The 21,506-nt window shown below is 71.2% G+C and carries 15 protein-coding genes and 2 pseudogenes; 10 read left to right on the top strand and 7 right to left on the bottom strand.

The annotated features are described in order from the left end of the window. Window positions 1–41: 41 nt before the first annotated feature. On the bottom strand, window positions 42–668 hold the full coding sequence (locus tag ACZ48Z_RS20820) for a helix-turn-helix transcriptional regulator (RefSeq protein WP_468737324.1): 627 nt from the start codon (window positions 666–668) through the stop codon (window positions 42–44). A 203-nt stretch (window positions 669–871) separates the two neighbouring features. Here ACZ48Z_RS20820 and ACZ48Z_RS20815 point away from each other — a divergent pair, with 203 nt between their 5' ends. The 5 genes and pseudogenes from ACZ48Z_RS20815 (at window position 872) to ACZ48Z_RS20795 (ending at window position 9,666) form a co-directional block, all read left to right on the top strand. Then, window positions 872–3,517, top strand: a complete 2,646-nt coding sequence (locus ACZ48Z_RS20815; RefSeq protein ID WP_468737323.1) for a SpoIIE family protein phosphatase — start codon at window positions 872–874, stop codon at window positions 3,515–3,517. A 529-nt stretch (window positions 3,518–4,046) separates the two neighbouring features. Beyond that, window positions 4,047–6,395: pseudogene (locus tag ACZ48Z_RS20810) on the top strand (SpoIIE family protein phosphatase); the annotation flags it as partial. Between the two features lie 51 nt (window positions 6,396–6,446). After that, a pseudogene (locus ACZ48Z_RS20805) lies at window positions 6,447–6,839 on the top strand (ATP-binding protein); the annotation flags it as partial. Between the two features lie 132 nt (window positions 6,840–6,971). Continuing rightward, window positions 6,972–8,336, top strand: a complete 1,365-nt coding sequence (locus ACZ48Z_RS20800) for an FAD-dependent oxidoreductase (protein WP_468737322.1) — start codon at window positions 6,972–6,974, stop codon at window positions 8,334–8,336. Between the two features lie 166 nt (window positions 8,337–8,502). Next, window positions 8,503–9,666 (top strand): FAD-dependent oxidoreductase, encoded by a 1,164-nt coding sequence (locus tag ACZ48Z_RS20795; protein WP_468737321.1) that lies wholly within the window; start codon window positions 8,503–8,505, stop codon window positions 9,664–9,666. A gap of 47 nt (window positions 9,667–9,713) precedes the next feature. Here the strand turns inward: ACZ48Z_RS20795 and ACZ48Z_RS20790 are convergent, their stop codons facing one another. Next, entirely contained in the window at window positions 9,714–10,691 is a 978-nt protein-coding gene (locus ACZ48Z_RS20790) for an ABC transporter substrate-binding protein (RefSeq protein WP_468737320.1), read from the bottom strand. A 151-nt stretch (window positions 10,692–10,842) separates the two neighbouring features. Here ACZ48Z_RS20790 and ACZ48Z_RS20785 point away from each other — a divergent pair, with 151 nt between their 5' ends. Continuing rightward, window positions 10,843–12,225, top strand: coding sequence for an alpha/beta hydrolase family protein (locus ACZ48Z_RS20785; protein ID WP_468737319.1), 1,383 nt, complete (start codon window positions 10,843–10,845; stop codon window positions 12,223–12,225). A 10-nt stretch (window positions 12,226–12,235) separates the two neighbouring features. On the opposite strand, the gene ACZ48Z_RS20780 is transcribed toward ACZ48Z_RS20785, so the two are convergent. Further along, the gene (locus ACZ48Z_RS20780; protein WP_468737318.1) at window positions 12,236–13,150 is read right to left on the bottom strand and encodes a peptidoglycan-binding domain-containing protein; all 915 of its coding nucleotides are present in this window, start codon (window positions 13,148–13,150) and stop codon (window positions 12,236–12,238) included. Between the two features lie 285 nt (window positions 13,151–13,435). Between ACZ48Z_RS20780 and ACZ48Z_RS20775 the strand changes: the two genes are divergently transcribed. The 3 genes from ACZ48Z_RS20775 to ACZ48Z_RS20765 all read left to right on the top strand — a co-directional run bounded on the left by ACZ48Z_RS20775 (window position 13,436) and on the right by ACZ48Z_RS20765 (window position 16,900). Further along, window positions 13,436–14,776 carry a jacalin-like lectin gene (locus ACZ48Z_RS20775; RefSeq protein WP_468737317.1) on the top strand — a complete coding sequence of 447 codons (1,341 nt, stop codon included), beginning with the start codon at window positions 13,436–13,438 and terminating at the stop codon, window positions 14,774–14,776. A gap of 170 nt (window positions 14,777–14,946) precedes the next feature. Beyond that, a complete protein-coding gene (locus ACZ48Z_RS20770; RefSeq protein ID WP_468737316.1) occupies window positions 14,947–16,323 on the top strand; it encodes a glycoside hydrolase family 43 protein in 1,377 nt (458 codons plus the stop codon). A gap of 82 nt (window positions 16,324–16,405) precedes the next feature. Then, window positions 16,406–16,900, top strand: coding sequence for a lamin tail domain-containing protein (locus tag ACZ48Z_RS20765; protein WP_468737315.1), 495 nt, complete (start codon window positions 16,406–16,408; stop codon window positions 16,898–16,900). Here ACZ48Z_RS20765 and ACZ48Z_RS20760 read toward each other — a convergent pair. Further along, entirely contained in the window at window positions 16,884–17,891 is a 1,008-nt protein-coding gene (locus ACZ48Z_RS20760; protein WP_468737314.1) for a hypothetical protein, read from the bottom strand. The genes ACZ48Z_RS20765 and ACZ48Z_RS20760 overlap by 17 nt on opposite strands. Continuing rightward, window positions 17,888–18,247, bottom strand: a complete 360-nt coding sequence (locus tag ACZ48Z_RS20755) for a PadR family transcriptional regulator (RefSeq protein ID WP_468737366.1) — start codon at window positions 18,245–18,247, stop codon at window positions 17,888–17,890. Before ACZ48Z_RS20755 ends, ACZ48Z_RS20760 begins: the two co-directional genes overlap by 4 nt. Window positions 18,248–18,621: 374 nt before the next feature. Here ACZ48Z_RS20755 and ACZ48Z_RS20750 point away from each other — a divergent pair, with 374 nt between their 5' ends. Continuing rightward, on the top strand, window positions 18,622–19,734 hold the full coding sequence (locus ACZ48Z_RS20750; RefSeq protein ID WP_468737313.1) for a hypothetical protein: 1,113 nt from the start codon (window positions 18,622–18,624) through the stop codon (window positions 19,732–19,734). Here the strand turns inward: ACZ48Z_RS20750 and ACZ48Z_RS20745 are convergent. After that, window positions 19,727–20,398, bottom strand: a complete 672-nt coding sequence (locus tag ACZ48Z_RS20745) for a maleylpyruvate isomerase N-terminal domain-containing protein (RefSeq protein WP_468737312.1) — start codon at window positions 20,396–20,398, stop codon at window positions 19,727–19,729. The two genes, ACZ48Z_RS20750 and ACZ48Z_RS20745, sit on opposite strands and share 8 nt — an antisense overlap. A gap of 89 nt (window positions 20,399–20,487) precedes the next feature. After that, complete coding sequence (locus ACZ48Z_RS20740; RefSeq protein WP_468737311.1) at window positions 20,488–21,483, bottom strand: hypothetical protein; 996 nt, start codon at window positions 21,481–21,483, stop codon at window positions 20,488–20,490. Window positions 21,484–21,506 lie beyond the last annotated feature (23 nt).

Raw genomic sequence — 21,506 nt, 5'->3', positions numbered from 1 at the left:
CTTCAGGAGGGCCGGGGCCGGGTACAGGTCGGAACGGTTCCTCACTTGCTGTAGTTGTAGACGGTCGCCCGGGACACGCCGAGCAGGTCGGCGATGGTCTGCGCGGCATCGCGCGAGTCGAAGTAGCCGTCCTGATGGAGTTGCCGCACCAGTGCCTTCTTGTCCTGTCTGCTGAGCGACCGCGGTGCCGCGGCCCGCTCCGCGGCCAACTCCTCCACCGCACGCCGCAGTTCGCGCGTGTTGCGGTCCCGCAGGGTCTCCAGGGACTGCTCGCGGTGCTCGGTTCCGGTGGCCACGAGGTTGGCCAGCGCGAGCGTCACGGGCGACAGCACCGACACGTCGAGGTTCAGGCAGAGGGCGGCGATGTACTCGCCCGCGGAGTTCCTGATCCCGATGGACGTGCTCTTGGCCGGGCGCCCGTCGGGGAACCGGTTCGGGTAGTTCTGGATGACGCTCGGGTACTCGGGATCGGCGATGCGGGCCAGCCCCAGCTCCGTCGCGGAGTCCCCGACCTGGCGGCCGGAGAGGTTGTTCTCGATCGCCCGGACGGCGTGCCGAGGATCCCGCAGGTCGTGCAGCACCACCTCGCACAACCCCGGGAACATGCGGCCGAGCGCCGTGGCGATCTTCTCGGCCTCCCCGATGAGGTGCTCGTCCGCACCGTTCACGACACCTTCCACGACCGCGTACCGTCCCCGGGTTCGTTTGGACTCATTGTCCAGATCTAGATATTCAGACTAAGAGTCCGTCCGACAGTTGTCCAGCGGGGCAACGGAGGTATACATATGGGCCGCCCGGGTGCGGGCCGGCGGCCTGGTGGCGCATTCTTGCTGTGTCGCCCGCAGGACGGCGCACGGACGAGGTAGGGCCGATGACTGGGAGCGTCGAGGACGCACACTCCACGGCCGGGCGGCTGGCGCCGCTGCTGATCGACGCTTCCACGGAGGCGATCAGTGCGGCCGGCGGTCACGCCGGAGGGGTCTATCTGCGCTCCCGCACGCCCGGGCTGCTGCGGCTCGCCGTCCTGGCGGGGCTCCCCGGGCCACTCTTCCGGCCCTGGTGGCGACTGCACGCGGACCGGCCGTTCCCCGTCGCCGACGCCTACCGGCTCGGTGTCCAGGTGGTCCTGCCGAACGCCACGGAGACCATGCGCCGCTACCCCCAGTTCGCGGCCGGGCTGCCCTTCCAGTTCGGCTCGCTCTACGTTCCCGTCGTGGGCGGTTCGACGACCTACGGTGTGCTGACCGTGCTGCGCCCCGCCGTGACCGACGCCGCCGACGTGCTGTCCCACCGCGACCGCGTGATGCGGCTCGCCCAGGAACTGGGCACGGCGTTGCGGAACCTGGAGGACGAGGACGCCGACCTGGTCGCCTGGGACGGCGCGCCGATGTGCCTGCGGCCGCCGACGGCCTCCACGTCCGTGGGGCGTGCCGGGCGCTTCGCCTGGGACCCGAAAGGGACCGCCATCACCCTGGACGAGGACCTGCACACCCTGCTGGGCGTACCGCCCAGCGAGTTCCCCGGCACCGTCGAGGCGTTCGCCGACGCCGTGGCCCCCTCCGACGCGCACCGGATCCTGGCCACCCTGCGGGACACCGGCGGCGGACGCCCCCCTGCCCTGCCCCTCTACCTGCGGGCCGAGGACGGCACCCTGCGGCTGCTCGACCTCTGGAACGCCTACGACCCGCCTTCCCCGCCTGCGGTCCGGGGCGTCGTCGTGGATCCGGGCCCCGCCCCCACGGCGGACTCGGCGGCCGACCTGCTGCCCGACGGCGTGTTCTGCCTGGACCGGCTGGGCCTGGTCGTCTACGCCAATCCGCGCGCCGCCCAGCTCCTGGACCGCCCCCGCGCCGAGCTCGTGGGCCGCGACCTGTGGGAGGCCGTGCCCTGGCTGGGCCGCCCCGACTTCGAGGACCATCTGCGAGCGGCGCTACTGACACCGGATCCGGTCCACTTCCATCTCGTACGGCCATCCGCGCAGGACACCGGGTCACAGCTGTCCCCACAGACCGGCACGTCCTCGTCCGCCGTGCGGGACACGGAGTCGCCACCGTCCGCGAAGGCCGTCACGTCCCCGTCGTCCGCGCGGGACACCGGTCCACTGCCGTCCGGGCAGATCGCCACGACCCCGCCCTCCGCGCAGGACACCGATTCCGCCCCGCAGCCGTACGGGGGCGACTGGCTCGCCCTGTCCGTGTATCCCGGGCCGGACCGGCTGACGTGCACGATCCGGCCCGCGAGCCGTGTGCCGGACAGCCCTGCCGGACACGATGCCGAGGGCGCGAGCCCGCTGGCGCCGCTGTACCGGCCGATCGCGCTGGCCATCGCGCTCACCGAGGCGGTCACCGCGCGGCAGGTGTCCGCCGTGGTGATGCGGGAGCTGCTCCCCGCGTTCGGCGGGCGACGGCTGGCGATCTACCTGCTCCAGGACCGGCATCTGTACCTGGAGTGGGAGACCGGCTTCCCCAAGGGCTTCCTCGCACCCTTCGACGGTGTGGGCCTCAACGAGCGCCTGCCCGGTGTGGAGACCCTCACCAGCGGCCGGCCACTCTTCTTCGACTCGATGCAACAGCTGACCGCCGCCTATCCCGGGATCGCCGTGGACGCGACCGAGGGCGCCCGGACCTTCCTGCCGCTGATCGCCTCCGGGCGGCCGGTCGGCTCCTGCATCCTCGGCTTCGACCGGCCGCGCAGTTTCACCACCGAGGAACGCACGGTGCTCACCGCGCTGGCCGGGCTCATCGCCCATGCCCTGGAGAAGGCTCAGCGCTACGAGTCGGAGACCGCGCTGGCCCGGGGTCTCCAACAGGCCCTGCTCCCCCGCCGGCTGTCGGCGCACCCACTGCTGGAGACGACCGGCCGGTATCTGCCGGGGACCGTGGGGATGGACGTCGGCGGCGACTGGTACGACGTCGTCGAGTCCGGGGACGGGTTGGCCCTGGTCATCGGGGACGTGCAGGGACACGGCGTGCAGGCGGCGGCCACCATGGGCCAACTGCGCAGTGCCGTCAGGGCGTTCGCGCTCGGCGACCGGCCGCCGGACGAGGTGATGAGCAGCACCAACCATCTCCTCATCGACCTCGACCCCGGACTGTTCGCGAGCTGCTGCTACATCCGGCTCGACCCCGCAACCGGCGTGGCCAAGGCTGCCCGCGCCGGACACCCGCCCCCGCTGCTGCGCCGTCCCGACGGCCGCACCCAGGTGCTGGACCTGCCCGGCGGGGTCGTGCTCGGAGTGGACCCGAGGGCCCGTTATCCGGTCACCGAGCTCCAGATGGAACCCGGGGCGATTCTCGCGCTGTACACGGACGGGCTGGTGGAACGGCCCGGCGTCGACATCGACGAGGGGATCACCGCGCTGCGCGTGGCGCTGGCGAAGGCTGGTGCGCCCGCCGCGCGCCTGGGCGGCCGGTACCTCGCGGGTGTCGCGGACCGGCTGACGGCGATCGCCCGGCACGCCGTGGACCGCCCCGACGACATCGCCCTGCTGCTCGCCACCCGGCGCGCGGCGCCATAGCCCGACACCTGCCCGCACGGCGCGCCGTCTCGTACCCCGACATGCCCTCCCGACACGCGACCCCGAAGCCCCACACATGCCCTCCCGACACGCGACCCCGAAGCCCCACACATGCCCACCTGGCACGCGACCCCGCAGCACGACACCCGCCCCACCGACGCGCGACCCCGTGTCCCAACACGTGCCCGCCGGACACGCGACCCCGCAGCCCCACACCCGCCCACCCGACGCGCAACCCCGTAGCCCCACAGGTGCCATCCCGACGCGCGACCCCGTAGCCCAATACGTACCCACTCGACGTGCGCCCCGCAGCCCGACACGTACCCGTCGGGCACGCGCCCCCCAGCCCCCCACACCCCACCCGACGCGCACCCCCGTACCCCAACACCCGCCCACCCTCTCGCCGTCGCCGGGACACGCCGAGGTGTCCGCGGTGGATTCGGGACGGGATGAGTAGGGTCTGTCCCCGTTCTGTCACACCGTGTGACGCCCCTCGCCTCCTGCGGCGCGGCAGTGTAGACATGGGCACATGGTCCGACTCCTGGGCCGCTCCGGGGGCGGGTCGGCCCGTCGCCCCGACGGCCCCCGCCCACCGCACCCACCCGACCGCGCTCACGACCGGCACGAGGGCCCCGTCCGGGGCGTTCCGCTCCCGCGGACGAAGCACGACGGAGACCGGACTGAGCGGAGTCAGGGGGCCCTGCGGGCGGCGCTCGGCGGACGCAGCGTGGCTGGACAGGTGTTCGTCCTGCAAGTGGTGATCGTCCTTCTGCTGGTCGTGGCCGCGGTGGGGGCACTGGTGCTCCAGGTGCGGCACGACAGCACGGTGGAGGCCCGGAACCGCTCCGTCGCCGTGGCGGAGGCCTTCGCCAACGCCCCGGGCACCGTGGCCGCCCTCAGCAGCGCCGACCCCTCGGCGGTGCTCCAGCCGCGCGCCGAGGCGGCCCGGGTGGCGACCGAGGTGGACTTCATCGTCGTCATGAACACCGACGGCATCCGGTACACGCACCCCAAGCCGGACCGCATCGGCAAGAAGTTCGTCGGGGACATCACGGACGCGCTGGCCGGGCACGTCGTGACCGAGGACATCACGGGCACCATCGGACCGCTCGTGCAGGCCGTCGTCCCCATCAAGGCGGCCGACGGCAAGGTCGTGGGATTGGTGTCGGCCGGCATCACCACCGCGAAGGTGGGCGGAACAGCCGACCAGCAGCTGCCGCTGCTCCTGACGGCAGCCGCGGTGGCCATGATCCTCGCCACGGCCGGTACGGCCCTGGTCAGCCGTCGGCTGCTGCGTCAGACGCACGGTCTGGGCCCGCACGAGATGACCCGCATGTACGAGCACCACGACGCGGTCCTGCACGCCGTGCGGGAAGGCGTCCTCATCGTCGGCGGCGAGGGCCGTCTGCTGCTCGCCAACGACGAGGCCCACCGGCTGCTCGACCTGCCCGCGGACGCCGAGGGCCGGCATGTGCTCGACCTCGCGCTGCCCGCCGACACCGCCGGGCTGCTGGCCTCCGGGCGCGTGGCCACCGACGAGGTGCACCGGGTCAGGGACCGGCTCCTGGCGGTCAACCAACGGCCCACGGACATCCAGGGCGGCCCGCCGGGAAGCGTCGCCACCCTGCGCGACTCGACCGAACTGCGTGCCCTGTCCGGGCGCGCCGAGGCGGCCCGTGAGCGCCTGGACATCCTGTACGACGCCACGATGGGTATCGGCACGAGCCTGGACGTCACCCGCACCGCCGAGGAACTGGCGGAACTGGCCGTGCCGCGCTTCGCGGACTTCGCCACGGTCGACCTGTTCGACCCGGTGCTCAGCGGCGGTCAGCCCGAGGCGGCCACCACCCTGCGCCGCACCGCGCTGAGCGGGATCCGCAAGGACGCCCCGCTGTACCAGGTCGGGGAGAAGATCCCCCTGGTCGACTCCGCCCCCCAGAGCCGCGGCATCAGCAGCGGCCGGGCCGTCCTGGAGGCCCGCCTCGCCGAGGCCACCGGGTGGCACGCGCAGGATCCGGAGCGCTCCGCCAAGGTCGTGGGGTACGGCATCCACTCGCTGATCACCGTCCCCCTGCGGGCCGGCAGTCTCGTCCTGGGCACGGTCAGCTTCTGGCGTTCGGAGAAGCCCCAGCCCTTCGACACCGAGGAGGTCGTCCTCGCCGAGGAGCTCGTCACCCGGGCCGCGGTCTCCATCGACAACGCCCGCCGCTACACCCGTGAGCACACCATGGCGGTGACCCTCCAGCGCAGTCTGCTGCCGCGTCGGCTGCCCGAGCAGGACGCCCTGGACATCGCCTACAAATACCTGCCCGCACAGGCGGGGGTGGGCGGCGACTGGTTCGACGTACTGCCGTTGTCCGGTGCGCGGGTGGCACTCGTGGTCGGTGACGTCGTGGGGCACGGGCTGCACGCGGCGGCCACGATGGGGCGGCTGCGCACGGCGGTGCACAACTTCTCCGCCCTCGATCTGCCGCCCGACGAACTGCTCGCCCTGCTGGACGAGTTGGTCGCCCGCATCGACCAGGACGAGGCCGAGGAGAGCGACAACTCCCCCGTCACGGGCGCGACCTGCCTGTACGCCGTCTACGACCCGGTGTCGCGGCTGTGCACGATCGCCCGCGCCGGTCATCCGCCGCCCGCCCTCATCCACCCCGACGGCAGCGTCGAGTACCCGGACGTGCCCGCCGGCCCACCGCTGGGCCTCGGCGGTCTGCCGTTCGAGACGGCCGACCTGGAGCTGGCCGAGGGCAGCCGTCTGGTGCTCTACACGGACGGCCTCGTGGAGGACCGGGAGCGCGACATCGACGTAGGCCTGGAACTGCTGCGCACGGCACTGGAACAGGCGGGCCCCTCACCCGAGGACACCTGCCGGGCCGTGCTCGACGCGCGGCCGCCGACCCGGGCAACCGACGACATCGCCCTGATCGTGGCCCGCACCCGGGCGCTCGCCGCCGACCGGATCGCCGAGTGGCAGGTCCCCGCCGATCCGGCGGCCGTCGCGGACGTCCGGGCGACGGTGTCCCGGCAGCTGGCCCGCTGGGGCCTGGACGATCTCGCGTTCACGACGGAGCTGATCCTGAGCGAGCTCGTCACCAACGCGATCCGCTACGGCGGCGACCCCATCCATGTGCGCATGCTGCACGACCGCACCCTGATCTGCGAGGTCTTCGACAGCAGCAGCACCTCGCCGCATCTGCGGTACGCGGCGATGACCGACGAGGGCGGCCGCGGACTGTTCCTGGTCGCCCAGCTCAGCGAGCGCTGGGGCACGCGGTACACACCGGCGGGCAAGGTGATCTGGGCGGAACAGCCGCTGCCGTGAGCGGCGTTGAACCCTCGATCGCACATAAGCCGATCTTATGAGTCCATAGACCGGACCCGCGTACCGACTTAGGCTTGCCTCAGTTTAGGCTTCCCCCGAGTTGATCTGTCGTCGCTCGAAGGGAACCTGATCATGCCCCGCCCCCTGCGGGTAGCCATCGTCGGAGCCGGCCCCGCCGGGATCTACGCCGCCGACGCGCTGCTCAAGTCCGGTGTGGCCGCCGACCCCGGCGTGTCCATCGACCTCTTCGAGCGGATGCCGGCCCCGTTCGGACTGATCCGTTACGGCGTGGCTCCGGACCACCCCCGGATCAAGGGCATCATCACGGCCCTGCACCAGGTGCTCGACAAGCCGCAGATCCGTCTGTTCGGCAACGTCGACTACCCGGCCGACATCAGCCTGGACGACCTGCGCGCGTTCTACGACGCCGTGATCTTCTCCACGGGCGCGACGGCCGACCGTGAGCTGCGCATACCGGGCATCGAGCTCGACGGTTCGTACGGCGCCGCGGACTTCGTGTCCTGGTACGACGGCCACCCGGACGTGCCGCGCACGTGGCCTCTTGAGGCCGAGAAGGTCGCGGTGCTCGGCGTCGGCAACGTCGCTCTGGACGTGGCGCGCATCCTGGCCAAGACGGCGGACGAACTGCTGCCCACGGAGATCCCGCCGAACGTCCACGAGGGCCTGAAGGCCAACAAGGCCCTGGAGGTCCACGTCTTCGGCCGCCGCGGCCCGGCGCAGGCGAAGTTCTCCCCGATGGAGCTGCGCGAGCTGGACCACTCCCCCAACATCGAGGTCATCGTCGACCCCGAGGACATCGACTACGACGCGGGGTCGATCGAGACCCGGCGCGGCAACAAGCAGGCCGACATGGTCGCCAAGACCCTGGAGAACTGGGCGATCCGCGACGTCGGCGACCGCCCGCACAAGCTCTTCCTGCACTTCTTCGAGTCGCCCACCGAGATCCTCGGCGAGGACGGCCAGGTCGTCGGCCTGCGCACCGAGCGCACCGCCCTGGACGGCACGGGCAACGTCAAGGGCACCGGCGAGTTCAAGGACTGGGACGTCACCGGGGTCTACCGCGCGGTCGGCTACCTCTCCGACAAGCTGCCCAAGCTGCCCTGGGACATCGACTCGGGCACGGTCCCGGACGAGGGCGGCCGCGTCCTCCAGGAGAGCGGCGAGCACCTGCAGTCGACGTATGTCACCGGCTGGATCCGGCGCGGCCCGGTGGGTCTCATCGGCCACACCAAGGGCGACGCCAACGAGACGGTGGCCAACCTTCTGGACGACTTCGCGAACGACCGCCTCCAGAGCCCCGGTTCGCCCGAGCCGAAGGCCGTGGACGCGTTCCTCGCCGAGCGCAACGTCCGCTTCACCACCTGGGAGGGCTGGTACAAGCTGGACGCCGCCGAGAAGGCGCTGGGCGAGCCGCAGGGCCGCGCGCGCGTGAAGCTCGTCGAGCGCGAGGACATGCTGCGGGAGAGCGGCGCCTGATCCGCACGCGACGCCGGTCGTGCCACAGACCCCTCAGGGGCGGCACGACCGGCGTCGTGCTGTTCGGCCGTGCTGTTCGGCCGTGCTGTTCACGGAACCCTCGCCGCCGTCCGGTCGTTCCTTCCCTGTCCGTACGAATCGTGCGGGCGGACGCGGGACGAACGGGGTGGGTGTGGCACGCGTACTGGTCATCGGCGGCGGTGTCGCAGGTACGGCGACGGCTCTGGCGCTGCACAAGGCGGGCATCGAGGTCACCGTGCACGAGGCCCATCCGGACTCGGCGGAGGACATCGGCGCGTTCCTGACCCTGGCGAGCAACGGCATGCGCGCCCTCGCCCAGCTCGACGCGTCCGCTGCGGTCACCACGATCGGCTTCCCGCTGACCTCGCTGCGGGTCCTGGACGACACCGGCACCAAGGTGGCGCACGCGCCCATGGGCGACACCGGTGACCCGCTCCTGCACTACCGGTGCCTGCGCCGCGGCGACCTCACCACCGCGCTCCAGGCGGAGGCGGCGCGCCGCGGCATCACCGTCCGGCACGGCGCCCGGTTCGCATCCGCCGAGGACGGCCCCGACGGCGTGACCGCGCACTTCACCGACGGCAACACCGCGCGAGGCGACCTGCTGATCGGCGCCGACGGCCTGAACTCCGCCGTACGGCGGTCGTTCTCGCCCGCGACCCAGCCGCTGCACGCCGGTCAGTACGTCTTCTACGGCTACACGCGCGCCGCTGCTCCTTCCGGCCCGGACGCCTGCATCACCATGGTCCGCGGCAGCGGGGCCGCCTTCGGCTACACGGTGTCGCCCGACGGCGAGACGTACTGGTTCGCCCGGGTGACCGGCGACCCGCTGTCCGCCGAGGAGTTGGCACAGGGGACGCCCGCGGACCGGGGCGAGCGCCTGCTGCCGCTGCTGCGCAAGGACGCCACCCCGGCCGCGGACATCGTCGCGGCCACCACCGACGACCTGATGGTCACCAACGCCACCGAGATCCCCACCGGCACCCCGTGGCGCTCCGGACGGACCCTGCTCATCGGCGACGCCGCCCACGCGGCCTCCCCTGCGACGGGCCAGGGTGCCTCGATGGCGTTGGAGGACGCGGTCGTCCTCGCCAAGTCCCTGCGGGACGCGCCGGACACGGATGCCGCACTCGCCCTCTACGAGACGCTCCGCCGCCCCCGCGTGGAGCACAACATCACCGTCAGCGGCAACATCTCCCGGGGCACCCACACCCCTTCGGCCGCCTCCCGACCCTCCGACGAGGAGCTCGCCCGGCTCATGGACTGGAACGCGGACCTCTGGGCCGAACGGCAGGTGGAGACCGGCTAGCCACCCGCCCTCGGCGCGGCGGTCGGCGCGCCGCTGCGTGAGTCCGGTCAGGAGAACAGGGCCGGGATGTCCGGCTTCTTGCCGCTGAAGATGCCGTCCTGTTCACCGAGGGCGGCGAGCTTCTCCAGGGAGGCCGTGTCGACCTGGGCCGGCCAGCTGGGGAGGATGAGCCCGGTCAGCACATCGCCGCTGATCTTGGTGTACGTGGTGAGGATCTGCCGGGCCTCGTCCGGATGGCCGGTGGCGTACTGGAGCGACTCCGTCATGGCCTCGGTGAAGTTCTTCACCAGCGCGGGGTCCTGCTGCACGATCTTCGACGAGGTGAAGTAGGTCGCGACGGTCAGTTTCGGGTCGGTCTCGGCGAAGGGCGAGGCGATGACCCGGGCGCCCTGCGCCTTGGCCACGGTCTGGGCCGGCTCGCCCATCCAGGCGGCGTCCACGCGACCGCCGTCCAGTGCGGCCGGCATCTGGTCGAAGGGGATCTCGACGAACTTGACCTTCGCCGGATCGCCGCCGTCCCGGCGCACCGACTCACGGACCGTGGTGTCCCCGATGTTCTGGAGTGTGTTCACGGCGACCGTGCGTCCGGCCAGGTCCTTCGCCGACTTCACCGAACTGTTCTTCTTCACCAGGACACCGGTGACGTCGGCCCCCACCTTGCCGTTGGACGCGGCCCCGTTGACCACGGACTTCACGGGAACGCCCTTGGTCTGCGCGAGCATCAGGGACGTGGTGTTGCTGAAGCCGAACTGGAACTGTCCGCTCACCACCCCGGGGATGATCGCCGCGCCGCCCTGCGCGGTCACCATCTTCAGCTCGATCCCCCTGCGGGCGAAGAACCCCTTCTTCTGGCCCAGGTAAAGCGGCGCCACGTCGACGATGGGGATGACCCCGATCGTGACCTGCGTCTTCTTGGTTCCGCCCGCGGACGAGGTACCGCCGCTGCCGGAGTCCGACGATCCGCACCCGGCGGCGCCCACGAGGGTCACCACCGCAACGGCGAGTCCGAGCAAGTGCCTTCGCATGGGGCCCTCCTGACGAGGCGGCAGAACACCTCATGACCCGCCCATTGATGTTGTGCACATCATTGACGCCCGCAATGTACACGCCTACCTTCGCGGTGTCAGCGCCCCCGACCGAAACAAAGACGGACTGCGCCGAAGGAGCCCCCACCTCGTGAAGCCCCGCACCCGCACGATCGGCGCCCTCGCCGCACTGCTGCTCGTCGCCGCTGCAGCCCCAACCGCCCACGCCGCCCAGGACGTTCATGTCGAGGGCAGCCTGCCGTCGGGCGCGGCCTATCTCATGGACGTACCGGCCGGCTGGAACGGCACGGTCCTGCTCTACAGCCACGGCTACACCCCGGAGGGCGCCCCCAACCCCGCGCGCAACGCGCCCGACGACACCACGAAGTCCCTGCTGCTGCGCCAGGGTTACGCCCTCATCGGGTCCTCGTACGCCACCACGGGCTGGGCGGTCACCGAGGCAGTGCCCGACCAGCTCGCCACCCTCGACGCGTTCAAGGCCCGCTTCGGCCGCGCCGCACGGACCATCGCCTGGGGCACCTCGTACGGCGGCCTGGTCACCACCACCCTGGCGGAGCGTCATGCGTCCCGTCTCGCCGGTTCACTGTCCATGTGCGGGCTGGTCCAGGGCGGTGTCGCCAACTGGAACAGCACACTGGACCCGGTCTTCGCGCTGAAGACCCTCCTCGCGCCCGGCTCCGGCATCCGTCTGACCGGGCTGCCGGACCGGGCCGCCGCGACCAGGGCGTCCGACGCCATGACGGCCGTGGTCGCCGGGGCGCAGGACACCGCGGACGGCAGGGCCCGCATCGCCCTCGCCGCGGCTCTGCACAACATCCCCGGCTGGAACGACCCCTCGCAGCCGCGGCCCGCGCCCACCGACTGGAACGCCCAGCAGTCCGGCCAGTACCAGGCCGTCGTCGGGCTGGTGAGGTTTCCCGCCTTCGTCTGGCGTCAGGAGGCCGAGTCCCGGGCGGGCGGCACCATGTCGTGGAACACCGGGGTCGACTACCGCGCCATGCTGCGCGACTCCCCCTACCGCAAGGAGGTCCAGGAGCTGTACGCGAAGGCGGGACTCTCCCTGAGGTCCGACCTCTCCGCCCTCGACGAGGCACCCCGCACCCGCGCCGACGTGAACGCCGTGGACTGGATGAGCCGGACGAGCTCCTTCACCGGTCGCCTCACCAAGCCTCAACTGGACATCCACACCACCGGTGACGCCCTGATCCCGGTGCAGTCCGAGAGCGCCTACCTGCGGGCCGTGACGGCCGCGGGTTCGGCAGGGCTGCTGCGTCAGCGCTTTGTCGACAACGCAGGCCACTGCACCTTCAGTGCGGGCGAGCAGATCGCCGCCCTGCACAGTCTGGAGGACCGGATCAGGACGGGGCACTGGCGGGGAATTGATCCCATCAATCTCAACTCCCGTGCCACCGAAGCCGATCCCACGTCCCCGGCTCGCTACCTCGCCTACACCCCCACCGGTTACCCGCGCCCCTACGACCGGGCGCATCCGTCCGACGGGCACCGGAGGTAGTTTCCGGCGGTCACGGCTGCGAGGTCTCCGCTTCGAGTGAGGCCCGCGTCGCCGCGCCGTAGACGCCGGACTCGTCCTGAAGGATCAGGCGGCTCACCTGGTAGGAGCGGACCGCGCTCTCGACGTCCCGGTCGAAGTCGCCGTCGGCGTCGCCGTCGTAGAAGCCGGTCTGCCGCAGGCGGAGTTGGAGTTCGACGACCTCGGGTCCCCGGTCGCCGAGGCGGAGGACGGGTGGCCGGCTGTCCGACGCGGTCGGACGTGGTGCCGCCGTGGCGGTGGCGGCGACGCTGGACGGGCTGCCGACGGGAGTGGTGGTGCCCGTCGGGGTCGCGCTGTCGCTCGGCTCCGCGCTCGGCGAGGGAGAGGGCGATGCGGACGACTGCGTCGGGGTCGGCGTGGGAGAGGAGGTCATGGCGGACGGCTTGCTCGAGGCAGGCGGCTCCTCCGGCACACCCGCCCGCACGCCGCCGGCCACGGAACCGTCCCGCACCGGGCTGTCATAGGCGAAGAGCCCGCTGACGAATGCACCCGTCATCAGGACGGCGACGGCCGCCCCTGTTCCAGCGACGAGCACTGTCCGCCGCTTTTGACGGTCCGGACCGCCGGAAGCCGGGAGGTCCGCGGGCGGCCCGTCGAGCGGTGGGGCCCCGGCCGGCAGCACGTCGGTTGACATCAGCGCGGTTTCAGTCAACTCCCCTGCCTCGACGGACCGTTCCGGCTCCCCCGCCGACTCCGTCCCTTCCTCGCCGACCTCCACGAACGGCCGTATGCGCACCGGGTCGAAGTCCTCGGCGGCCGCCGCCTCTGCCGTACGGAACTCCAGGTGGGCCTCGGATGCACGGTGCGCGCAGGAGCAGGCAGGAGTGCCGTCCGCCACCCTGGGCGCCCCGCATTCCGGGCAGACGAGGACTGGTGGTTCACTCACGCGCGTTCCCTCTCCATACGATCTTCATATCGTAGGCAGATATGCCGCGCGGAAATTCCACAACTCTTATTGATCTGGAGCCACGGCATCCACAAGGCCCAGATTCAGCCACGGCGTGTGAAGCAGAGGTGAACGGCGGCGAGCGCGGGGCCCCAACGTCGCTCAGCCTTGGGCAAATTGGCGATCCAAATACGCGCGAGACCGCGACAACATGGGATAACCGCCGGTAACTTCTCTCCCGCTCGTACCACTCACCCCGCGCCACTCCAGCAGGAGACACTCCCCATGCGCAGACTTTTCGCCGCTCTGGCGGCGACCACCGCCGTTCTCGGCGGACTCACCGTGGCGGCCCCGTCGGCCTCGGCCGCCGACTCCGGCAGCTTCAGCGTCCTCACGTACAACGTGGCCGGCCTGCCCTCGGCCATCTCCAGCGCGTCGACCCCGCGCGACACCAGCACCACGGCGATCGGCCAGCGCATAGCGCCGTACGACATCGTCCACGTGGAGGAGGACTTCAACTACCACTCCTACCTGTACGCGGGTGACACGAACCACACCTACCGCACCCCCACCAGCGGTGGCGCCGGAATCGGCAGCGGTCTGAACACGCTCTCCAAACTCCCGTACGACGAGGACGACTTCGAGCGTGTGCACTGGAACTCGTGCCAGATCGACTCGGGTGACTGCCTGACCCCCAAGGGCTTCAGCTTCATGCGTGAGCGCCTCGCCGACGGTGTCTACGTCGACTTCTACAACCTGCACACCAACGCGGGCACCAACGACGGCGACGAGGCCTCCCGCGCCGACAACCTCAACCAGCTCACCGCCTTCATCAACAGCCACTCGGCCGGCAACGCCGTCGTGGTCATGGGCGACACCAACACCCGCTACACCCGCAGCGCCGACACCATCGCCGAGTTCGGCGCCGCCAACGGCCTCACCGACGCCTGGGTCAAGCTGATCCGCGGCGGCAGCGCGCCCGCCAAGGGCAGCGACGCGCTCGTCTGCGACCAGACGGGGACCACCGTCCCCAACACCTGCGAGGTCGTGGACAAGGTCCTCTACCGCAGCAGCAGGCTGGTCTCGCTGAACGCGACGTCGTACAACAACGAGCACTCCAAGTTCCTGACCGACGCCGGGCTCATGCTCTCCGACCACGACCCGATCACCGTCGGCTTCACCTGGTCGCGCAACGCCGCCTACCAGCTCAGCGACCAGTACGGCGGCCCGCACGGCGACTACTACAACGACATCAACAGCGTCCCGGCCGGCGCCCGCGCCACCACCATCGGCCTGCGGGCCGGTTCACGCGTCGACCAGATGAGCCTGACCCTGGCGAACGGCACCACGCTCGCCCACGGCGGCACGGGCGGCACCGCGTCCTCCCTGACGCTCGGCAGCGGTGAGTACGTGACGACGGCGAACCTCTGCCAGGCCGACAAGGACGGTCACACGCGGATCTTCTACGCCAAGTTCACGACCAACCTCGGCCGCACGCTGGCCGGCGGCTCCACGACCTCGGACTGCGTGACCCGCACCGCTCCGAGCGGCTGGCAGATCGCCGGGTTCCACGGACGTTCGGGCGAGGAGGTCGACAAGATCGGCTTCATCTACACCCAGCGCTGACCCACCCGCCCCGGGGCACGTCACCGTGCCCCGGGTTCACAGACATCACAAAGTACCGGCAAGACGATTGACGCGCTCAGGGCCAGGGCTCTACTTTCTGACCGATTTACCGAACTCCGTTCGAAATATCGGTCATTGAGGTGCCCCCGCACGCCACCTTGGAGAACAAGATGAGCGCACACCCCCACCTGTCCCGTCGTGGCCTTCTCGGCATGACGGCCGCCCTCCCCCTGGCCCTGACCCTGGGCTCCGGCACGGCCCACGCCGCCGACTCGGCGTACGCGATGGTCTACTTCACCGAGTCGACCAACCTCGGCGACGGCACCGACTACGGCCTGCACCTGGCGGTCAGCCCCGACGGGCTGAACTGGACGCCGCTCAACCAGAACAACCCGCTGGTCACCCCCACCGCCGGCGCGCTGGGCCTGCGCGACCCGTTCCTGATGCGCAAGCAGGACGGCACGTTCGTGGTGCTCGCCACCGACCTCAAGGGCACGGACTGGAGCTACAACAGCCAGTACATCCATGTCTGGGACTCCGCCGACCTGCGCACCTTCACCAGCTACCGGCGTCTGAAGCTGCACGACATGACCACCCACAGCTGGGCCCCCGAGGCGTTCTGGGACGCGGGACGGGGCCAGTACGCGGTCATCTACTCGTCGGTGAACAGCAGCGGCCACAACGTGATCATGGTCAACTACACGAGTGACTTCGTCACCGCCTCCTCCCCGCAGGTCTTCTTCGACCCCGGGTACGACGTCATCGACGGCGACATGGCCGTGGGCGTGAACGGCTACAACTACCTCTACTTCAAGAAGAACCAGACGCTGGTGAGCGCCAGGTCCACCTCCCTGAACCCGGGCAGCTTCACCGAGTACAGCGCCGGAGTGGCGCACGGCGGCACCGAGGCCCCCACGCTGGTCAAGTCCCTGTCCGCCGGCACCTGGTGGCTGTGGGGCGACACCTACACACCCAACGGTGTCTTCTACGCCTGGCAGTCGAGCAGCCTGGCCTCCGGCACCTGGACCGCCCTGGACCAGAGGACCTACACCCAGCCGGTCAACTCCAAGCACTGCGGCATCGCGACGATCACCACGGCCGAGTACAACAACCTGCTCACCAAGTGGGGCGCGCCCGCCTGGAACCGGCTCAAGTCCTACAACTACCCGGCCCGTTACGTCCGCCACTCCGACTACGTGGGCCGCATCGACGAGTACCCCGTCGAGCCCTACAAGGACTCCCTGTGGACCCTCGTCCCGGGCCTCGCCGACAGCTCCGGGGTCTCCTTCCGGTCGGTCAACTACCCCACCCGCTACCTGCGGCACTACAACTACGCGCTCCAACTGGACGTGAACGACGGCACGTCGACGTTCGCGGGTGACGCGACCTTCTACCGCACGGCGGGCCTCGCGGACGCGAGCTGGGCCTCCTTCCGCTCGTACAACAACCCGACCCGCTACATCCGGCACTCCAACTACGTCCTGCGCATCGACCCGGTCTCCACGGCCACGGAACAGCAGGACGCCACATTCCGAGTCGGTTACTGATTCAACCGAAAAGCCCCCTTGGTGCCCCGCGTTGTATACGCTCCAGACCTTCTTCACCAGACCTTCACAGGGGGGCTTTTCCATGCGCAGAGGACACATAGCCGTCGTCGCGGCCGCGGGCGCACTGACGCTGCTGGGCGCGGTCCCGGCCCACGCCGCCGAGTACTCGTCGGCGCTCAAGATCAAGGGCGTCCAGTACGACGCCCCGGGCCGGGACTCCAACAACTGCGCCACCGGCAACACCGACGAGGAGTACCTGACGATCAAGAACTACTCGCGGACCGCGACAGTGAACCTCAAGGGGTACGTCGTCAGGGACTCCACCAGCACCAACAAGTTCACGTTCACGAAGAACCACACGCTCCAGCCCGGCGACTACGTCAAGCTGCGCGGCGGCCGCGGCACCGACTCCGACGCGAACAACGTCGTCTACCGCAACAACTGCAACTTCATCTGGAACAACGACAAGGACACGATCCGCCTCTTCAAGCCCTCGGGCGCGCATGCCGACACCCACGCGTACACCGCGAGCGCCAACGACCGGGACGGCAACGGGTACATCACCTACCACGGCTGAGCAGGTCGCGTCCGCTCACGACGGCCAGCGCGGCGGTCAGCGCGACCAGGGCCGCCGCCTGGGTCAGGACACCCACACGCAGGGGGCCGGGGAGGGCGTCGAGCCACGGGTAGACCGCGGTGATCCGGACTGCCAGCAGGAGCAGGCCCAGGGCCGCGAGGGCGGCGGCCTCTCCGGGGGCGGGAGTGCGGCTCTCGCCCCTGACGCGGTACACCAGCCAGGCGAGGGCCGTAACCAGGTAGCACGTGACGAGCGCCCAGACGGTGTCGACCCCGTCGGGCAGGGCCACCACGGAGCTGCCCATCAGCACGCAGCAGGCGGCGAAGACCAGGCCGGGAGCGCCCGCGGGGAGAGCCGCCGGGGGCGCGTCCCGGTGATGGGCCGCGCAGAGCGCCAGCGCCGACGACCAGGCCAGCAGGGCGGCCGCGACGACATAGGCGGAGTCCGAGGGGGCGAAGTCCAGGGTCCAGAGATCGACCAGCGGCCAGAGCGTCGCCAGGGCCGCGAGCAGCGCGGACGCCCGGGCGAGACGGCGGTGGTCGCGCAGGAGAGCGAAGTAGGCGACCGTCCACAGCAGCGGCAGGAACCACTGGGCGGCCCCGCCGACACCGTCCCACACGCCGTGCCCGGTGAAGCCGTCGATGAACATGTCCCACTGCCGTCCGCCACGGGTCGACGCCCAGGTCAGCCCCAGGACCCGGTCGACCACGGCGGACGCCGCCTGGAGCAGGACGGCGAACAGCGCGAAGAGGCGCAGCGCCGAGCCGAGCACGGCGTACCGGCGGGGTGCGCCGCTCGCACCGAGCCTGCTGCGCACGGCCAGTGCGGCGATGCTCGCCACCTCTGCGAGGGTGGGCCGGCTCTGGTCCTGGACGTCCGGGTCGACGTCCCAGAGATAGGTCTCCACCATCTCCTCCTCACGCTCGCGCCGGTAATAGGCGGGGAGCAGACGCAGGACGGAGCGGTAGCGGGTCTCCAGCAGAGTCGTCATGCCAGACCTCCGGCGAGTCCGCGGCCCGTGGGGGCACTGCCGGGGGTGCGCCGTCCCTGGGCGATCCGCTCCTTGGCGGCGCTCGCTCCGGCGGCCAGCCGCTCCGCCTCGGCGTCCAGGGCCGCGGTCCCCGCGTCGGTGAGACGGTAGTAGCGCCTGAGCCGGCCCTGCTGCACCTCTTCTCGGTCCAGCACGATCAGGGCGTCGGCGGTGAGCCGGTCGAGTACGCCGTAGAGGGTGCCGACGCGCATCTGCACGCTTCCCTCGGAGAGTTCCTCGACCTCGCGCAGGATGCCGTAGCCGTGCCGCGGCTGATCGGCGAGGGCGGTCAGGACGAAGAACGCCGCCTGTGTCATGTTCCTGGGTGCCATGAAACAAGAATATATCGGATGCCGATATATTCAGCGAGCCGAGACACGAGGTCAGCAGGAGAAAGGGAACAGGACCCGCCCCTAAGCGGATGGTGGGCGGGCCCTGTTCGAGAGGTCATTCTGACGGCCGCGCGCCGAACTGGGCACGGGTGAAAGGCGGTTGTCCGGTGCGGAACATGTGCGCCCCGTGTGAGCGGCCGGGACCGGACCGGCCGCGCGCTCCGACACCGGGCGAGTCCCGGCTCCCCCGGGCCGTACGCAGGCATCCTGTCCGGCTGCCGGACCCCGCCTGGTCCGCACGGGCCGGCGGCGACGATACTTGGCCGTGGCAAGCACCGCCCCCTCTCACAGATGGACCCATGTCACGCACTCCTTCGGCAGACTCCACGGCACCTTCCACCGTCTGGCTGGCCCACGGCCGCCATCTCGGATCCGACGCGACCGACGTCCTGCGCCGAAGTCTGGGTCGCCTCAAGGAGAGTGCCGTCCTCGACGACTTCCAGGAACCCTCCGAGACCGCTGACGTCCCGGAGCGGATCTTCGAGGCCCGCTGGCGGGTCGCCGACGAGGTGACCGTCCGGGCCCGGCTCTCGCTGGCTCCGGTGTCGAGCGGCAGCCAGGACTGGGTGCTGGTGGCCGAGGCGGAACAACCGTGGGATCTGCGCTGGCCATCGCCCGCGACGATGTTCTGGCCCGAGGACGAGGACGTCTTCTGGGACCGTGACGCCGCCACCGGACTGCGCCTGCGCGAGCTGAGCGTGCTGCCGGAGGAGGACAAGGACGTACGGCGGCTGCTGCGGCAGGCCGTGCGCGGCAGCTGGGCCGTGCATGTCGTCGTCCACGAGGCCATGACCACCGGCCAGAAGGGCCGCCGTCCACTGGCGGACATGCTGCCGCCCAGCCTGCGCCACCGGATCGTCGAACACCGGGCGCAGCCCCATCAGCTGCGGATCCTGAACTGGGCCGTGAAGGACTTCGGAGTGGAGGTGCCGCGCGGCGGCGCCGTTGTGCTGCCCGGGACACCGGAGCCGCCCGGCTACGACGGCCAGGACTTCTCCGTGCGCAGTGTCTTCCTGGACGGCTCGGAGCCCACCGAGCTGATCGCCACCGTGACGCGTTACGCCGCGATGCCGAAGCCGCTGCCCGACGGCGCCGAGGCGGCTCTCACCGCACTGCGGGAACGGTGGCAGCTGCTCACCCCGGCAGAGGAAGTCGAACGTGCGCGGGCACTGGTGACGATGTACGCCGAGGCTCTGGACGCCATGACGAAGTCCCGGGACCTGTACCGGGAGGCCGCCGAACGGGCGAACGAGGCCCTGGCCATCTACCGCGAGAACGCACCGGCGCCACTGCCCCCGGTGGATCCGCAGGCCACCTCGCCGTTGCAGCAGTTGTCGCGGACGTTCGGGCGGTGGAAGGGCACCTTGCGGCCCCCGGGCCGTGACGACGACCCGGACGGCCAGATCAGCTGAAGAGCGGGAAACGCTCCGCGTCGGCCCCGAGAGCGAGGCGTTCGGGGTCCGTGAGGGGCGCGCGGCCGGTGGCGGCGCGGGCATAGTGCTCGTCGCTCCAGTCGAGCGGCACGGGCCGGCCGAGGAGACCGTCGAGGGTGACCCGGACCGCGTCCAGTCCGGCCGGTGCCGGTCCCGGCGCCTCCGGCAGGTCCGTGGCCAGGTCGAGATGGTGGACGGTGGCCTCGACGGCGAGGGTGAGCATCAGGTCGCCCGCGGTCAGGACATGCCCCTGCGTGGCGACCCGCAGCTCCGGCCGGGTGCCCGTGGCGGCGGACACGGTGGCCGCCGCGGTCTCCAGATACAGGTCGCGCAGCTCGCGGAAGTCGAGGAACATGCTGGCGCTCACCCGGTTCCAGCGCCGCCCGTTCGCCGCCCCGACGGGGTTCGGCGCCCAGTCCCGCCAGTAGGTCACGGAGGTCCGGTCGGGCGGTCCGGCCGCGGGCGTGTGCAGGGCGACCAGGGCGCGCTGGGCGTCCCCGGCACAGTGGAAGACCAGGTCGCGCACCGCCCAGCCCGCGCAGCCGGTGGGCCGCCAGGACTCCTCGTCCCCGAGGGGGCGTACGACGGCCGCGAAGGCCTCGTAGGCGGCTCGCAGGACTTCGGCGGGCTGGGTTCGGCTCATGGCGCCAGCCTAGGCGGGGGCTCAGGGGACCATGTCGGGCATGTCCTCAACTCCCGTACCGGACGCAGCAGTACGCGGACGCGGCCCGCCTAGCGGACCGCCTCGGCCAGCGGCCGCTCCGTCAGCACGATCTCGGGCCGTGCCGGCACCGCGAGACGCACCACGAGTGCGGTCAGGGCGGCCAGGGACGCGCACACAGCAACCGTGCCGGCGAGCCAGGCCGGGGCGAGCGGAAGCTCCAGGGCCCGCGACAGACCCGCCGAGCGGAAACGGCCGTCGAGCAGCTGGCCCGCGGCCACGCCTGCCGGTACCAGCACCGCCAGGGCGAGGAGCGCGACGACCGGCCGGATCGCCAGCAGCAGCGCCAGCAGGGCGCACAGGCCCGACACGCCGACGGCGAAGCCGTACACCCGAAGCGACGCCCCGTCCCGGTGCGCGGGGAAGCAGAGCAGACCGCACACCAGCAGTGCCAGGGCGGCCAGCCGGCCCGGCCAGGCCGGTACTCTCACGGTCCGACGTCGGGCGGGGGGATGCGGCGGCGGGGCCGGGAAGACGTCCGGGCCCGCGCTCTCCTGCTCCGGCCGGCCTGCGAACTCGTAGGACCCGGGCGCCTCGTACGACGGTTGCTCGGGCCTCTCCACCGCCAGTCGGCCGATGAGCTCGACGAGTTCCTCGACGGGGCGGCCGGTCGCGGCCGCCCGCACCGCCTCCTGCCCGCAGTGGGGCTGCAGTTCGGACCGGTTCAGCAGGGCCACCAGCCGGGTCACGTCCTCTATGGGACGCGTCTCGGCGGCGGCCCGGATCGCCTCGTCCGCGCTGTCGACGTCTCTCGGCGGCCGGGTCAGCAGGGCGACGAGCCGGGTGACGTCCTCCACGGACCGGTCCACGCCGACCGCGCGCAGGGCGGCGCCCGTGGCCTGGGCGTACTGGGGCGACTGTTCCAGCAGCGTGATGAGGTGGACGACGTCCTCCAGGGGACGGTCGGACACGGCGGCGCGCACCAGGTCGCCGACGGGATCGCCGTACGGCCGGTCCATCGGTATGGCGGGTTCGTTCGGGTGAGCTGCTGACGGGCCGGTGGTCATGCTGTGCTCCAGGAATTGAGTGC

It is taken from the genome of Streptomyces sp. NPDC031225, from assembly GCF_055570355.1.
The sequence above is the reverse complement of the archived record's forward strand: the minus strand, read 5'-3'. Positions and strand labels throughout refer to the sequence as shown.

Excerpts from the sequence above, each read along its gene's own strand:
- ACZ48Z_RS20770 (WP_468737316.1), top strand. The coding sequence starts at position 14,947 with ATGAGCGCACACCCCCACCTGTCCCGTCGTGGCCTTCTCGGCATGACG.
- ACZ48Z_RS20790 (WP_468737320.1), bottom strand. The coding sequence starts at position 10,691 with ATGCGAAGGCACTTGCTCGGACTCGCCGTTGCGGTGGTGACCCTCGTG.
- ACZ48Z_RS20745 (WP_468737312.1), bottom strand. The coding sequence starts at position 20,398 with ATGAGCCGAACCCAGCCCGCCGAAGTCCTGCGAGCCGCCTACGAGGCC.
- ACZ48Z_RS20760 (WP_468737314.1), bottom strand. The coding sequence starts at position 17,891 with ATGACGACTCTGCTGGAGACCCGCTACCGCTCCGTCCTGCGTCTGCTC.
- ACZ48Z_RS20775 (WP_468737317.1), top strand. The coding sequence starts at position 13,436 with ATGCGCAGACTTTTCGCCGCTCTGGCGGCGACCACCGCCGTTCTCGGC.
- ACZ48Z_RS20755 (WP_468737366.1), bottom strand. The coding sequence starts at position 18,247 with ATGACACAGGCGGCGTTCTTCGTCCTGACCGCCCTCGCCGATCAGCCG.
- ACZ48Z_RS20750 (WP_468737313.1), top strand. The coding sequence starts at position 18,622 with ATGTCACGCACTCCTTCGGCAGACTCCACGGCACCTTCCACCGTCTGG.
- ACZ48Z_RS20740 (WP_468737311.1), bottom strand. The coding sequence starts at position 21,483 with ATGACCACCGGCCCGTCAGCAGCTCACCCGAACGAACCCGCCATACCG.
- ACZ48Z_RS20765 (WP_468737315.1), top strand. The coding sequence starts at position 16,406 with ATGCGCAGAGGACACATAGCCGTCGTCGCGGCCGCGGGCGCACTGACG.
- ACZ48Z_RS20815 (WP_468737323.1), top strand. The coding sequence starts at position 872 with ATGACTGGGAGCGTCGAGGACGCACACTCCACGGCCGGGCGGCTGGCG.
- ACZ48Z_RS20800 (WP_468737322.1), top strand. The coding sequence starts at position 6,972 with ATGCCCCGCCCCCTGCGGGTAGCCATCGTCGGAGCCGGCCCCGCCGGG.